At 64.1% G+C, this 14,251-nt stretch carries 12 protein-coding genes; 9 read left to right on the top strand and 3 right to left on the bottom strand.

The genetic code is table 11. The features are described from left to right. Positions 1–56 precede the first annotated feature (56 nt). Positions 57–1,409, bottom strand: a complete 1,353-nt coding sequence (gene hemN, locus QX128_RS03840) for an oxygen-independent coproporphyrinogen III oxidase (protein WP_315802862.1) — start codon at positions 1,407–1,409, stop codon at positions 57–59. Between the two features lie 210 nt (positions 1,410–1,619). Between hemN and QX128_RS03835 the strand changes: the two genes are divergently transcribed. From QX128_RS03835 to QX128_RS03820, 4 genes are all read left to right on the top strand, one after another. Continuing rightward, positions 1,620–1,829 carry a hypothetical protein gene (locus QX128_RS03835; protein ID WP_315802628.1) on the top strand — a complete coding sequence of 70 codons (210 nt, stop codon included), beginning with the start codon at positions 1,620–1,622 and terminating at the stop codon, positions 1,827–1,829. A gap of 344 nt (positions 1,830–2,173) precedes the next feature. Continuing rightward, complete coding sequence (nirK, locus tag QX128_RS03830) at positions 2,174–3,268, top strand: copper-containing nitrite reductase (RefSeq protein ID WP_315802627.1); 1,095 nt, start codon at positions 2,174–2,176, stop codon at positions 3,266–3,268. 52 nt (positions 3,269–3,320) lie between these two features. After that, positions 3,321–4,202, top strand: a complete 882-nt coding sequence (locus tag QX128_RS03825) for a formylglycine-generating enzyme family protein (RefSeq protein WP_316236725.1) — start codon at positions 3,321–3,323, stop codon at positions 4,200–4,202. Between the two features lie 178 nt (positions 4,203–4,380). Then, positions 4,381–6,102 (top strand): hypothetical protein, encoded by a 1,722-nt coding sequence (locus QX128_RS03820; RefSeq protein WP_316236724.1) that lies wholly within the window; start codon positions 4,381–4,383, stop codon positions 6,100–6,102. Between the two features lie 8 nt (positions 6,103–6,110). Here the strand turns inward: QX128_RS03820 and QX128_RS03815 are convergent, their stop codons facing one another. After that, positions 6,111–6,761: a 3-oxoacid CoA-transferase subunit B gene (locus QX128_RS03815; RefSeq protein WP_315717539.1), complete on the bottom strand. Its 651-nt coding sequence runs from the start codon at positions 6,759–6,761 to the stop codon at positions 6,111–6,113. Continuing rightward, complete coding sequence (locus tag QX128_RS03810) at positions 6,761–7,489, bottom strand: CoA transferase subunit A (protein WP_315802623.1); 729 nt, start codon at positions 7,487–7,489, stop codon at positions 6,761–6,763. The genes QX128_RS03815 and QX128_RS03810 overlap by 1 nt, the downstream gene beginning before the upstream one ends. Positions 7,490–7,799: 310 nt before the next feature. Between QX128_RS03810 and QX128_RS03805 the strand changes: the two genes are divergently transcribed. From QX128_RS03805 to QX128_RS03785, 5 genes are all read left to right on the top strand, one after another. Continuing rightward, positions 7,800–9,749, top strand: a complete 1,950-nt coding sequence (locus QX128_RS03805; RefSeq protein ID WP_316179839.1) for an AsmA family protein — start codon at positions 7,800–7,802, stop codon at positions 9,747–9,749. A 142-nt stretch (positions 9,750–9,891) separates the two neighbouring features. Further along, the gene (locus QX128_RS03800; protein WP_315802622.1) at positions 9,892–11,271 is read left to right on the top strand and encodes an ABC transporter substrate-binding protein; all 1,380 of its coding nucleotides are present in this window, start codon (positions 9,892–9,894) and stop codon (positions 11,269–11,271) included. Between the two features lie 113 nt (positions 11,272–11,384). Beyond that, positions 11,385–12,260, top strand: coding sequence for a sugar ABC transporter permease (locus QX128_RS03795; RefSeq protein ID WP_316179762.1), 876 nt, complete (start codon positions 11,385–11,387; stop codon positions 12,258–12,260). After that, positions 12,257–13,108, top strand: a complete 852-nt coding sequence (locus QX128_RS03790; RefSeq protein ID WP_315802620.1) for a carbohydrate ABC transporter permease — start codon at positions 12,257–12,259, stop codon at positions 13,106–13,108. The genes QX128_RS03795 and QX128_RS03790 overlap by 4 nt, the downstream gene beginning before the upstream one ends. 7 nt (positions 13,109–13,115) lie before the next feature. Then, complete coding sequence (locus QX128_RS03785) at positions 13,116–14,108, top strand: signal peptidase (RefSeq protein ID WP_316236723.1); 993 nt, start codon at positions 13,116–13,118, stop codon at positions 14,106–14,108. Positions 14,109–14,251: the final 143 nt, after the last annotated feature.

Raw genomic sequence — 14,251 nt, 5'->3', positions numbered from 1 at the left:
GCGGGCATGCCGTTGGCGGTCTTTGTCGCGGCACAAGCACCGCGGCACCTCGACGGTCAGACCGCCCGGCTGTGCAGCTGCTTCGACGCGTCGAGATGCGCATCGAACGCCGCGGCGACACTGCGCACCAGGAACCGGGAATGCTCGGTCACCGCGAGCGCACCGCCGTTGAGCTCGACCACACCGTCGGAGATCAACGATTGCAGCCGCGGCGCCGATCTCAGCATGTCGTCGGTGTCCGTGCCATGGCGGGTGCAGATGACATCGAGGTCCACGCCGTAGTCGCACATGATGCGCTCGATGATGTCGGCCCGCAGGCGGTCGTCATCGGTCAGTCCATAGCCTTTCACGGTCGCGAGGCTGCCGGAGGCGATCTTCTGCTCATAGGCCCGGACCTGCGGCGCGTTCTGGACATAACCTTGCGGCAGCTGCCCGATCGCCGAGGCCCCGAAGCCGAGCAGCAGATCATTTGCATCGGTCGTATAGCCCTGGAAATTGCGATGCAGGCGGCCTTCGCGGAACGCGATGGTCATGGGATCCGTGGGCAAGGCGAAATGATCGAGCCCGATCTGCACGTAGCCTGCGTCCTTCAGCGCGTCAGCGATCGCGCAGGCCTGATCGTAGCGTTCCAGGCTGTCCGGCAACGCCGAGTCCTGAATCTTGCGCTGGTGCGTCTTGAACGATGGCACATGAGCGTAGCCGAACACGGAGAGCCGGTCGGGGCGCAGGTCGATGGCGCGCCGGACGGTGTCGAGACACGACTCAACGCTCTGATGCGGCAGTCCGTAGATCAGGTCGAAGTTGATGCCGGCAACGCCGGCCTGACGCAATCCGTTCGTCGCCGCCGCGGTCTGCTCGAAGCTCTGCACCCGGTTGATGGCCTGCTGCACCCGCGGATCGAAGCTCTGCACGCCCAGGCTGGCCCGATTGACCCCGCTCACCCCCAGCGCCGCGATCATCTCCGGCGTCAGCGTGCGCGGATCTATCTCGATGGCGATCTCCGCCGACGGCAGCACGAAAAAGGAATGGCGCAGCGATCCGACGAGATCGACAAAGGACTCCGGCGCCATGATGGTGGGCGTGCCGCCGCCGAAATGAATGTGCCCGACCTGCAGCCGCCGGCCGATCTGGCGCGCCACCATGTCGACCTCGCAACGCAGGGCCGATTCGTAGACCGCAATCGGCTCGTCGCGTTTGGCGACCATGGTGTTGCAGCCGCAATACCAGCACATCGAGCGACAGAAGGGCACATGCAGGTATAACGATGCCGTCGCGCTCGCTGGTATCGCGCGCAGCCATTCTGCGTAGGTGGACGGGCCGACCGCGGCGGAGAAATGAGGCGCCGTGGGATAGCTGGTGTAGCGCGGGAGGCGCTCCTGTCCGTAGCATGCTGCAAGATCTGGTCTCATGTCCTGCCTGTCACCTGAGCGTATCGACCTGGGGTTGGGAGCTTCTTGACACAAGGCAAGAGGGACGGCCTTGAGCTTTCTCAAGGCGCGGCCGGCAGATACCTGTTGACGCAGTAGAACGCCGGTGATCACCGCGGACTTTGCGCTTCCTCAAAGTGGCCGGCTCATTTCACGTCATCATTGATTTGTTGACGATTCGAGGAAGCCGCAATGGAAGCTCTGCAACTGCTGATCCGTTCATTTGCTCTCCTCGCCGGCATCCGCGGCCATATCCCCCAGTCCGACGGCTTCGAATCGTTCCGTGACGAGTCGGGGCCAACGGGCCTGCTCGGCAACATCGCCATGTTCATGACCACGGTGTTTTGCATCGCGGCAGCAGTGGCCTTCGTTGTGTTGCTGACGGTGCGCTGGCTGAGCTGATGAGTTCGGGAGCCCATTGTCGGTCCAGGGCTCTGCTCTGAAGCGCGCATCATAGCGCCCGCGATTCTCGTGCTGTATCGGCAAACGGATAGAGGCCCGTCTAATCGCGTAGTCGCGCGGGACAGTCTGCCCCGCTTTGCTCCGCACCCTGTCCGGCCTCCCAAGAAACTGCGCGCCGATGCAACTCATTAGCGCTCTGCGCGGGTACAGTCGCGCCAATCTCGCTCGAAATCCGCCGTCTGATTCCGCAATTGCGAAGTTGCTTGTTGCAGCACAAACAAGCCGAGTTCCAACGGGAGCATGCTGATTGCGGCACTACAACAGATCCAATGAAGGAGCGATCCATGTTGACCCGCCGCACCGCCATGTTCAGTGCAGCCATCGCCGCGATGATGATTGCGGCTCCCGCTGTTGCCGAGGACCTCAAGCTGCCGCGCCAGAAGGTCGATCTGGTGGCTCCGCCGTTCGTGCATGCGCACGAGCAGGCGACCAAGCAGGGACCCAAGATCATGGAGTTCAAGCTCGTGGTCCAGGAGAAGAAGATGGTGATCGACGAGAAGGGCACCACCTTCCAGGCCATGACGTTCAACGGCTCGATGCCAGGCCCGCTGATGGTGGTCCATGAGGGCGACTATGTCGAGGTGACCCTGGTCAATCCCGCGACCAACAGCATGCCGCATAATATCGACTTCCACTCCGCGACCGGAGCGCTGGGCGGCGGCGCGCTGACCCTGGTCAATCCGGGCGAGCAGGTCGTGCTACGCTGGAAGGCGACGCGGACCGGCGTGTTCGTCTACCACTGCGCCCCGGGCGGACCGATGATCCCCTGGCATGTCGTCTCCGGCATGAACGGCGCTGTGATGGTGCTGCCGCGCGACGGTCTCAATGACGGCCGCGGACACGCGCTGCGCTATGATCGCATCTACTACATCGGCGAGCAGGACCTCTACGTCCCGCGCGACGACAAGGGAAACTTCAAGTCCTACGACTCGCCCGGCGAAGCCTATAGCGACACCGAGGAGGTCATGCGCAAGCTCACGCCGACCCATGTGGTGTTCAACGGCAAGGCCGGCGCGCTCACCGGAAAGAATGCGCTCACGGCCAATGTCGGCGAGAACGTTCTGATCGTGCACTCGCAGGCGAATCGCGATAGTCGTCCGCATCTGATCGGCGGCCACGGCGACTATGTCTGGGAGACCGGAAAATTTTCGAACGCGCCGGAGACCGGGCTCGAGACCTGGTTCATCCGCGGCGGCTCGGCGGGCGCCGCGCTCTACAAATTCCTGCAGCCCGGCATCTACGCCTACGTCACCCACAACCTGATCGAGGCGGCCAATCTCGGCGCGACCGCCCATTTCAAGGTCGAAGGCAAGTGGAATGACGACCTGATGACGCAGGTCAAAGCCCCGGCGGACATTCCGACCGGCACGACGAACTGATCGGCCCAGGGGGGCCGGCGTATCCGGCCCCCACTCTCCTGAGTGTGCTGCCATGCTGCTCGCTTTCAAGATCAAGCTCACCATCGCCTGCGTCGTCGGATTGGCTGGCCCGACCGCAATGGCACCGATCCTTGCAGATCTGCCAAACCGCGCTGCCGGCCTCGACGGCCCTGCCCTCACCGAGATCGCACCCGGTACGATCAGCTACCGCGACTCCGGTGACCATCTCCGCAGCGGGCGGCAGGCCGAAGCTCCCATCACGACGGTCCGCTTTGATCATCCGCTGACGATCATGACGAACCAGGTCAGTGCCGCAGACTACCACGCCTGCGTCCAAGCGCATGCGTGCCGCGCGCTCGATCGCAACGTTCCCATCGCCATCGATCGCCCGGCCGTGCAGGTGAGTTGGCACGACGCGGTGGCCTACGCTGAATGGCTCTCACGCCGGACCGGCCACAGCTATCGTCTGCCGACCGATACCGAGTGGGCCTATGCGGCGGGCAGCCGCTTCAAGGACGATGGCGTCTCGATCGACGACGCCGATCCCTCGCGGCGCTGGATTGCCCGCTACGAACGGGAAGCCGCCCTGCAAGAGGACTCCGAGACGCGCGGCTTCGGCGGCTTCGGCATCAATGAGCACGGCGTTGCTGACTTGGCGGGCAATGTCTGGGAATGGACCTCGACCTGCTTCACACGCAAGATGCAGGATAGTGCAGGTCGCGTCACCAAGACCGTCAGCAATTGCGGCGTGCGGCTGGCCGAAGGCGCGCATCGAGCCTACGTGACCGACTTCATCCGCGACGCGCGCGCCGGCGGGTGCGCCTCCGGCACGCCACCTGCCAATCTCGGCTTCCGCCTGGTCCGCAAACAGCCTTCATGGAGCCGGAGCCTGACGCAGCGCCTCAGCCGGCTCCTCGGCGCCATTCGCGCATGACGCGGCATGCTCAGCCTCAAGCACGCTCGACAGCAGCCGACGCCGGTGCCGGATCGGCGGTGCCCTGACACTGGCACAAATGACAGTCATACAAAATCAACTTTCGGTTGCGAGATGTAAGCTACAAACGTTAGACAATTTCCGTTGAGAGACGCGATGAGCGGACCAGGAGGCGAGTGTGAATTCTCGACATCCGCCGGTCTTCTTCACGTCCGACCTGCATGGTTACGGAATTGGCAACACCAGCTGGTTCGACGACGATTCGCCTCGCGCACTGGCTGGACGCTGCCTCATCGACGCGCTCGAATATCTGCGGACATCGCCTAAGTTCGCCGCCAAGGACTGGCATGTGGTGAATGCGGGCGCGGCGCGTCTCGTGCACCAATGTCTCACGGACGGCGCGCTGGCGCGCAAGGATATTCTGGATCGTGTGGCTCCCGCCATCGAACAGGTTTGCGCACGGATCGTCGCGAGCCGCCAATATCGCATTCCGTTCTATGGCGACGACTTCTGGGACTGGGCCAGTGTCGTCGACGGCTTGTTCGAGGTACAGCAGGTTTCGGTGACCGCGGCCCAGGTGGCAAGACGCGAGCTCGACCAGTTTCGCAGGACGGTCCACATCCGCATGCCCAGCGGTCTCTCGGTCGGCGACCCCGAGCACGAATGGTTCGGACCGGCGATCGCAACACGCGCCTATCGGCTGCTGGATTCCCGCGCATCGGGAATGGATCCCGACCTGCGCAACGAGTTGCAGGCACAATCGCTCGAACGCATCGAGCGCGGCAGGTATCGCGGGAGGCAGGTGACCCCGTGGCAATTGAGCTGGCACTACGGTCAGGTCGTCGGCGAATTTCAGCGTGCCGCCAGCGAGCAGGCCGCCGAGCTGGCTGATTTTGCCTGGCTTGCCGTTCCGCTCGAACTTGGCAAGCGCGCCCAGGTTCTCGCGCGCATCCTGCAAGGAGCCTACGCCGTCAAAGACCGCAGAACCGTCCAGCAGGCCTTGGAGGAGCTCTACCGTTGTGAGACACCCGGCCGCCCGCTCGGCCAGGGCGTGATCGGCGCCGGCATCGAGGCCTCCCTGGATGTGCTCGAAGCGCTGTGGCAGCAGCTCGATGGTCGGGAGAAGGCCAGCATCAACGCGATGCTCGACGCGCTGCGATTTCTCCATGCCAAAGCCAACACGATCGGTTTCGTGGTCGAAACGCCGGAGGATATCGAAGCCCTGGTCCAGGCCATGGGCCCGGGCACACTGATTGAACAGCGCAACGCGGCGCGCGCCATCATCAGGCATTCCTGCTTCCATGCGGTCGTATGCCTCGGGCGATCGATGGCCGAGGTGGCGAGCGCGGCCGCAGTGGCGATCGAAGAGCATGGGGCGCAGTGGCTGATCATGCCGGGACGGGCCGAGGCACTGGGACCGAATCTCCCGCACGTCTCCCGCGGCCCGCGATTCGTCGGGGCCGGCCCCGGTGACCTCGTCATTGCCACCTCGGTCGCGCCATTCCGGATTCAGATCAAGCTGCGCGACGCGCTCAGCATTGCCGAGCCGCCCTCGGTCGATGACAGCGGAATGATCATTCCGGCCGACCCCGAGCTTTGCCGCCTCGCGCACGAGGCCACGGATGGCATGCTGGATGACATCGGCGTGTTCTTCGAAGGAATGACAGTGACGTGCGATAGCGACGGCACGGATGCCGAGATATCAGCAGCGTTTCCAGGTGCGCTTGCGACGGACAACGTGGCCTATGCGATGGGGCTGATCTGCCTCAGCCGCAGTGTGCCGTGCCTCATCATCCAGGGGCTGGCGGAGACCGCGCCGCCCGCTGCTGCGAGCCCGCCACGGCATGCTGCGTGCCGGCTCGCCGTCAAGGTCGCGGAGATGCTGTGTCGGCGCTGGTAGTCGCGCCCTCAGGCATTCTTGAGCGCGACCCGGAACTCGGCTTCGGTCTTGGCCTTGACCTCGTCGAGCGTCACGCCATCGGCGAGCTCGATCAGGGCCATGCCGTCATTGCCGTGCTTGTCGATCGTAAACACCGCCAGATCGGTCACCACCATGTCGACCACGCGCTCGCCGGTCAGCGGCAAGGTGCACTGCTTGAGCAGCTTCGGGCCGTCCTTGGCGCTGTGCTCCATGACCACGACCACGCGCTTGACGCCGGCGACGAGATCCATCGCGCCGCCCATGCCCTTCACCATCTTGCCGGGGATCATCCAGTTGGCGAGATCTCCGTTCTGGGCGACCTGCATGGCGCCGAGGATCGACAGGTCGATGTGGCCGCCGCGGACCATGGCGAAGGATTCAGCTGACGAGAAATAGCTGGTGATCGGCAGCTCGGTGACGGTCTGCTTGCCGGCATTGATGAGGTCGGGATCCTCCTCGCCCTCATAGGGGAACGGACCCATGCCGAGCATGCCGTTCTCGCTCTGCAGCGCGACGTCGACGCCCGGCGGAATGAAGTTGGAGACCAGCGTCGGAATGCCGATGCCGAGATTGACGTAGTAGCCGTCCCGCAGCTCCTTGGCGGCGCGCGCCGCCATCTGCTCTCGCGTCCAGGCCATCAGACTTCCTCCCCGGCTGCAGCGGCGGCTTCACGTTTGCGCACGGTGCGTTGCTCGATGCGCTTCAGTTCGGTTCCGACCTGGATAATGCGCTTGACGAAGATGCCGGGCGTATGAATGTGGTCGGGATCGATCTGGCCGGCCGGCAGCAGATGCTCGACCTCCGCGACTGTCACCCTGGCCGCAGTGGCCATCATCGGATTGAAGTTGCGCGCGGTCTTGCGGTAGACGAGGTTGCCGGCGGTGTCGCCCTTCCAGGCGTGCACGATCGCCAGATCGGCGAACAGGCCGCGCTCCATCAGATATTTCTCGCCGTCGAACTCCCGCACCTCCTTGCCCTCCGCGACCAGCGTGCCGACGCCGGTCTTGGTGAAGAAGGCCGGGATGCCGGCGCCACCGGCGCGGATGCGCTCGGCCAGGGTGCCCTGCGGGCAGAATTCGAGCTCCAGCTCGCCGGCCAGATATTGCTGGGCAAACAGCTTATTCTCGCCGACATAGGACGAGATCATCTTCTTGATCTGCCGTGTCTCCAGCAGCCGGCTGAGGCCGATGCCGTCCACCCCGGCATTGTTGGAGATGACGGTGAGGTCCTTCACCCCGGACTCGCGAATGGCGTCGGACAGGGTTTCTGCGATGCCACAAAGACCGAACCCACCCGACATGATGGTCATGCCGTCCTTGAGGAGGCCAGCAAGGGCGGATTTGGCGTCCGGATAGACCTTGTTCATACGGAAATGACCTGATGCAGAGCGGCGACCGCGCGGATATCGACCGGATTATTAGGCGAAATCTTCGCAATGCGTCAATGATGCCTTCCCAACGCGCACATCCTGCTTTAGCTGTGGCGCCAGCCTGCGCCTCCGGGGCGATCCGGAGTCAGGAATATCAGGGATCCGCCGCAATCCGGCCACACCGGCGGCGTGGCCTTGAAAGCGTCAAGAAAGCGCATCAAGTTGTTGATGTTGGCAGGGGTTTTCGGCGCACCCTGCCCATCCCGCGCAACCAGCGATCCGACGATCCCAGGACATGTCCGTGACCATGGCCCAAGGAATGAGGCGCCTCGGCACACCGATCGCGGTGCTGCTGGGCATCGCGTTCGTGGCCCTGCTGGCGAGCTCCTGGCTGGTCAATCGCGAGGCACTGCGGCAGGCGGTGGAGCACCAGATCCGCGCCGTGACCGGGCTCGAGCTCGTCGTCAACGGACATATCGACGTCTCCTTGTTTCCGGGCAGCTACGTCTCGTTCCACGATGTCGGCCTGAAGGGCAGCGGCACCGAGGATCCGGCCCTGCGCGTCGACGTGCTGACCGCCAATCTGCAATTGCTGCCGCTGCTGTTGCAGCGGTTCGAAATCGCCGATGTCATGATGCTGCGGCCGCAGATCAACGTCACCCGCGAGGCCGACGGCAACAGCAACTGGACTCCCTTCATCGAGACCATCGCGCGCACGATGCGTCCGGGGCCCGACAGCCAGATGTCGTTCTCCGAGATCCGCATCCAGGACGGCATCCTGGTCTACGAGGACACCGACCACCATGCTTCCGAGCGGCTCGACGATATTGATCTGTCGCTCGCCTGGCCGTCGATCTCGCGCTCGTTCGCGGCGACCGGGCAGTTCGATTGGCGCGGCCAGCGCATCGAGGGCTCCATCAGCGTCAGCGACTTCCTGGCTGCGCTGTCGGGGGACCGGTCGGGCTTGAAGATGCGTCTCGCCAGCCCGCCACTGAAGGTCGCCTTCGATGGCACGGTCGCGAACCGCACCAGCGCGCTGATGGAAGGCACGTTGACCGTGGACAGCCCGTCGCTCCGCGATGCGCTGCGCTGGACGGGGCAGACGCCGCTCGGCGGCGGCGGCTTCGGGCGCTTCGCCTTGCGTGCCCGCGCCAACGTGGTCGGCGCCTCGGTCGCCCTCACCAATGTCAACGTCGAGCTCGACGGCAACACCGCCGAAGGCGTGATGACCTACGCCAATAACGGCCGGCAGACGCTGCAGGCGACGCTGGCGGCCGACGCGCTCGACTTCACCCCCTACATCTCGACAGTCCGGCTGCTGGCCAATGGTGCGCGCGACTGGAACCGGCAACTGTTCGACCTCAAGGCCTTGTCCACCACCGACCTCGACATGCGGCTATCGGCCGCAAAAGTCACGGTCGGCTCCTCGAAAATCGGACGCACGGCCTTCGGCGCCAACCTGCGCAACGGCGTGCTCGCCCTCTCGGTCGGCGAGGCTCAGATGTATGGCGGCATCGTGCGCGGCTCGTTCGGAATCGCCCGGGCCGACACCGTGGCCGACGTGAAGGCTGAGCTGCAATTCAACGATGTCGATCTGCAGGCCTGCGCCAACGAGATGTTCGGCGTGTCGTCGCTGTCGGGACGCGGCAATCTCAACGTCTCGCTGACGGCTTCGGGCTCGAGCCCGTTCGGGCTCGCCCAGTCGCTCGACGGCAGCGCCAATTTGCAGGGCCGCGATGGCGCGATCTCCGGCTTCAACGTCGAGCAGCTCCTGAAGCGCCTCGAGCGCAGCCCGCTGTCGCGGGGCGGCAATTTCCGTTCCGGTTCGACGCCTTACGATTCGCTGACGATCGCGGTCAAATTCTCCGAGGGCATCGCGACCGCGGAGGACATCCGCGTCGAGAGCCCGACCGCGCGCATCACGATGACCGGTACGGCCTCGGTGCCGACACGGGAATACGATTTCAAGGGCGTCGCGAGCCTGCTGTCGTCAGGCAATGGCAGCAACGGCTTCGAACTGCCTTTCGTCGTCCAGGGCCCCTGGGAAGATCCACTGATCTTTCCCGATCCGGAAAGCCTGATCCGCCGCGCCCCGGCCGCCGCCCCTCTGCTCGATGCAGTCAAGGACCGCAAGACGAGGGATGCGGTGCGCTCGGTGCTGGAACGATTCACTGGCGGCGGATTGCGCCCGGCCCAGCCGGACAATGCGCCGCAGGCTGACGCGCCGACGGGCGGCACTCCCACCAAGCAGAACTGACCAACTCGGCTTGCTTCGCGTGCCGAGACGCGGCCGCCGCCACGACCTATGTCTGATATATTACTTCTGGATCACGTCGGGTCCCTGGGCTAGTGTCCCGCCACAACCGATCGAGCAAGATCGGCGGATCAGGGAGAGACATGTGAAATCCAGGGGAATGGGTGCGCTTTCAATCGCAGTAGCCGCCGGGCTTTTTTGCGCTGCAGCACCAGCTATCGCTCAGGACACCATCACGATCTGGTGGAGCAAGGGCTTCTACAAGTCCGAGGACGATGCGCTGCTCAACGTCGTCAAGAAGTTCGAGGCCAAGACCGGCATCAAGGTCGAGCTGTCGCAATACGCAATCCAGGACATGATTCCGAAGACGGTCGCCGCGCTCGATTCCGGCACCGTGCCCGACGTAGCCTATGCGGACACCTACGACGTTCAGGCGCAGGGTAAGTGGGCCTACGAAGGCAAGCTCGAGGATCTCACCGACATCCTGGAGCCGATGAAGTCGGCGTTCGCTCCGAACACGCTCGAGACCGCCTACCTCTACAACAACGTCGCCAAGAAGAAGGCCTATTACGGCTTCCCGCTGAAGCAGCAGAGCATGCACGTCCAGATCTGGGGCGACATGCTGGGCAAGGCCGGCTTCAAGCAGAGCGACATCCCGACCAAGTGGGAAGACTATTGGACGTTCTGGTGCGACAAGGTGCAGCCGGCGATCCGCAAGGCGACCGGCCAGCGCATCTACGGCGTCGGCCAGCCGATGGGCGTGGAATCCACCGACTCGTTCCAGTCGTTCTACACCTTCATGGACGCCTACAACGTCAAGCTGGTCGATGACGATGGCAAGCTCTTGGTCGACGACCCCAAGGTGCGCGACGGCCTCGTCAAGGCGATGAAGGATTATACCGACACCTACATCAAGGGCTGCACGCCGCCCTCGTCCACGACGTGGAAGGATCCGGACAACAACGTCGCCTTCCACAACAAGACGATCGTGATGACCCACAATTTCACGATCTCGATCGCGGCCAAGTGGTTCGAGGACTCCACCAACCCGGCGCTGACACCCGAGCAGCGCGCGGCCGGCAAGAAGGCCTATGAGGAGGACATCATCACCGCGTCCTTCCCCAACAAGCCCGACGGCACGCCGATCAAGTACCGCTCCGACGTCAAGACCGGCCTGATCTTCGCCAATGCGCCGCACAAGGCGCAGGCCAAGGAGTTCATCAAGTTCCTGATGCAGGAGGAGAACCTCGGTCCCTACGTCGAGGGCGCGCTGGGCCGCTGGTTCCCGGTGACGACCGCCGGCCAGAAGAGCCCGTTCTGGCAGGCCGACCGCCATCGCAAGGCCGTGTACACCCAGTTCACCGGCGGCACCACGCCGTTCGACTTCACCAAGAACTACAAGTTCACGATCCTCAACAATGAGAACGTCTGGGCGAAGGCGATGAACCGCGTTGTCAGCGAGAAGGTGCCGGTCGAGAAGGCCGTCGACGAGCTGATCGCGCGGCTCAAGGAGGTCGCCGGCTAGTCTCTCGCCTCGCGAGGCACTGGCGAGATCCTGACAAGACACCAAATCCCGGCCGCAGCGCATGCGGCCGGGATGGCTTATAGGCGGGAAGAGACGACCCGGGAAAAACGACCATGGCGATCACGCTCTCAGCTTCCGATTCCGCGATCGCGGAGGCGCCGCGCCCGGTGCTGCTGACACCGTCACAGGTGTGGGGCATCGTCATGCTTACCCCCTATCTGCTCGTCTTCCTCGCCTTCGTCGTCTATCCCGTCGGCTACGGCCTGTGGCTCGCCCGGGAGCCGGCCAGCTATGTCGCGCTGTATAACGATCCCATCTTCGCGCGCGCCGCCGTCAACACGCTGATCTTCCTTCTGGTCGGCATCAATCTGAAGATGGTGGTCGCGCTGTTCCTGTCCGGCTTCTTCATTCAGCAGCGCGGCTGGATCAAATGGCTGTCGGTCATCTTCATCCTGCCCTGGGCGGTGCCTTCGATCCCGACCATCCTGTCGGTGCGCTTCATGCTCAATCCCGAATGGGGCGTGGTGAACCAGCTGATCTTCAAGTTCACCGGCGATGACGGCCCGAACTGGCTGAACGATCCGACCGTTGCGCTGTCGATGGCGATCGGCATGCACATCTGGAAGTCGCTGCCGTTCTGGACGCTGATCCTGATGACGGGTCGGCTCGCGATCTCGCAGGACCTGTTCGAGGCGGCCGAGGTCGATGGCGCCACCTGGTGGCAGAAGTTCCGCTTCATCACTTGGCCGTCGATGCAGACGCTCTACATCACCTGCACGCTGCTCTCGATGATCTGGACGCTCGGCGACTTCAACAGCGTCTATCTCCTGACCGGCGGCGGTCCCGCCGATCTCACCCATGTGTTGTCGACACTCGGCATCCGCTATCTCCGGCTCGATCAGCTCAGCCTTGCCATGGCCTCGATCGTCTGCGCGATGCCGCTAGTGCTCCCCCTGGTCTATTTCATGATGAAGCGGTTGTCGCGATGAAGCTCCCCACCCTGCGCGAGGTTGGCACCGAGGCCCGGCTGCTGCTGATCGGCATTCCCGTCTTCATCTGGACGATGATTCCGATATACCACATGTTCCTGTTCGCGATCTCGCCGAAGGAGGACGCGTTCTCGGGTAAGCTGTGGCCGGATCATCCGACGCTGCACAACTTCTCGATCGTGTTCCACCAGCAGCATTATTTCCTGCGCGACTTCTGGATTCAGTTCGGCAACTCCGTCCTCATTGCCGCCGCCGTCGGCGCGCTGACCCTGGTGATCGCGACCTGCGCGGCTTACGCCATTTCGCGCCTGCGCGTGCCCGGCAGCCGCGTGGTGATGAACCTTGCGCTGTTCACCTATTTCATCCCGGCCGCGTTCCTCGCGGTGCCGATGTATCGCACCATGGGCAAATACGGCCTCCTCAACAACGACTGGTCGCTGATCCTGGCGATGGTGACGATCGCCTCGCCCTATGCGATCTGGGTGCTGAAACAGGCCTCCGACAAGCTGCCGGTCGAGCTGGACGAGGCCGCCGTGATGGATGGCGCCAGCCCGCTGCAGATCTTCCGCCTCGTCTATGTGCCGTTGATGATGCCCTCGCTGGTCGCGATCGGCACCTACGCCGTGCTGCTGGCCTGGAACGAGTACCTCTACGCATTCCTGCTGCTGTCGAACGACAAGGATATCACGCTGCCCGTGGCGCTCGGCAACTTCCTGGCCGCCGACGATTCGCCGTGGGAGCTGCTGATGACCACCGGCTTCATCTACGCGTTGCCGCCCGCCGCGGTCTACTATGCCTTCAAGCGCTATATGGTGGGCGGGCTGACCGCGGGCGCCGTGAAGTCGTGACGGAGCGATGAGGGTCGGATTTCGTCAGGGACGGTTCGCCGACGCATCGCGGGCGAACTGGGATGGCGACGGGCCGCGACCGATCGACTGGTTCGCCTGGTACCCGGTCGCCGACGACGCCGAGGAGACGGCGCTCCCGCTCGCACCGTGGCCGCAGGGCTGGTTCAATGCGGGACCAGCGGCCTTGAATTCGCCGCTCGCTGCAAGCGCGGACGCCTGTCCTCTCGTCGTGTACTCGCACGGCACCGGCTGCAACGGCCTGCAGTTCGAATGGCTGGCGCGCGAGCTGGCGGCCCGCGGCTTTGTCGCGGTCGCCGTCAATCATCATGGCAACAGCAACGCCGAGCCCTACCGCGCAGAGGGCTTCCTCTGCTCATGGGAACGCCCGCGCGACGTGTCCTTGCTGATCGACCACATCGTCGCTCATCCCGATTTCGAAGGCCGCATCAACCTCGCCCGCAACTACGCCGTCGGCTATTCGCTCGGTGGCGTCACGGCGACGGCCCTGCTCGGCGCCAACATGCTCCGCTCGCCGTTCGAGCCCGGCGCCAATCTCGGCCGCGGACCGCGCGAGTTTCCCGATCTCGTCGATCATCTGCCGCGGCTGATGGAGAAGAGCCAGATCTTCCGCGATTCCTGGGCGCGGATGTCGGCCTCCTATCGCGATCCCCGCATCAAGGCGGCGCTGCTGCTGGCGCCGGGCCGATCGGTGCAGGGCTTCTCGGAGGAGAGCGTCACCGCGATCCGCGTGTCGACCCGCATCATGGTCGGAGGTGCGGACGCGCTGCTGCCGGCCGCACGCTGGCTGCAGGAGCGGTTGCCGCGCAGCACGTTCGACATGGTCGCCGCCGACGCCGGCCATTATGTCTTCTTGCCCGAGAGCACCGACCTCGGCCGCAGCTCCGATCCGGCCAGCTGCGTCGATCCGCCGTCGGTCGATCGCGGCGCGGTTCATCGCTCGGTCATCGCTGCTGCGTTAGAGCTGTTCGCTGTTGAGTGACGCTGCGACAACATCCTCCGTCATTGCGAGCGAAGCGAAGCAATCCAGAGTCCTTGCTCGGCCCTGGATTGCTTCGCTGCTGTTTAGCCCGGAGACATAGCTTACACCTGTTCGGGGACATGGTTGACACTTTTGGGGTCACG

The sequence above is a fragment of the Bradyrhizobium sp. SZCCHNR1015 genome (assembly GCF_032489875.1).
Classification (GTDB): Bacteria; Pseudomonadota; Alphaproteobacteria; order Rhizobiales; family Xanthobacteraceae; genus Bradyrhizobium.
This window is presented reverse-complemented; position numbering and strand designations above follow the sequence as displayed.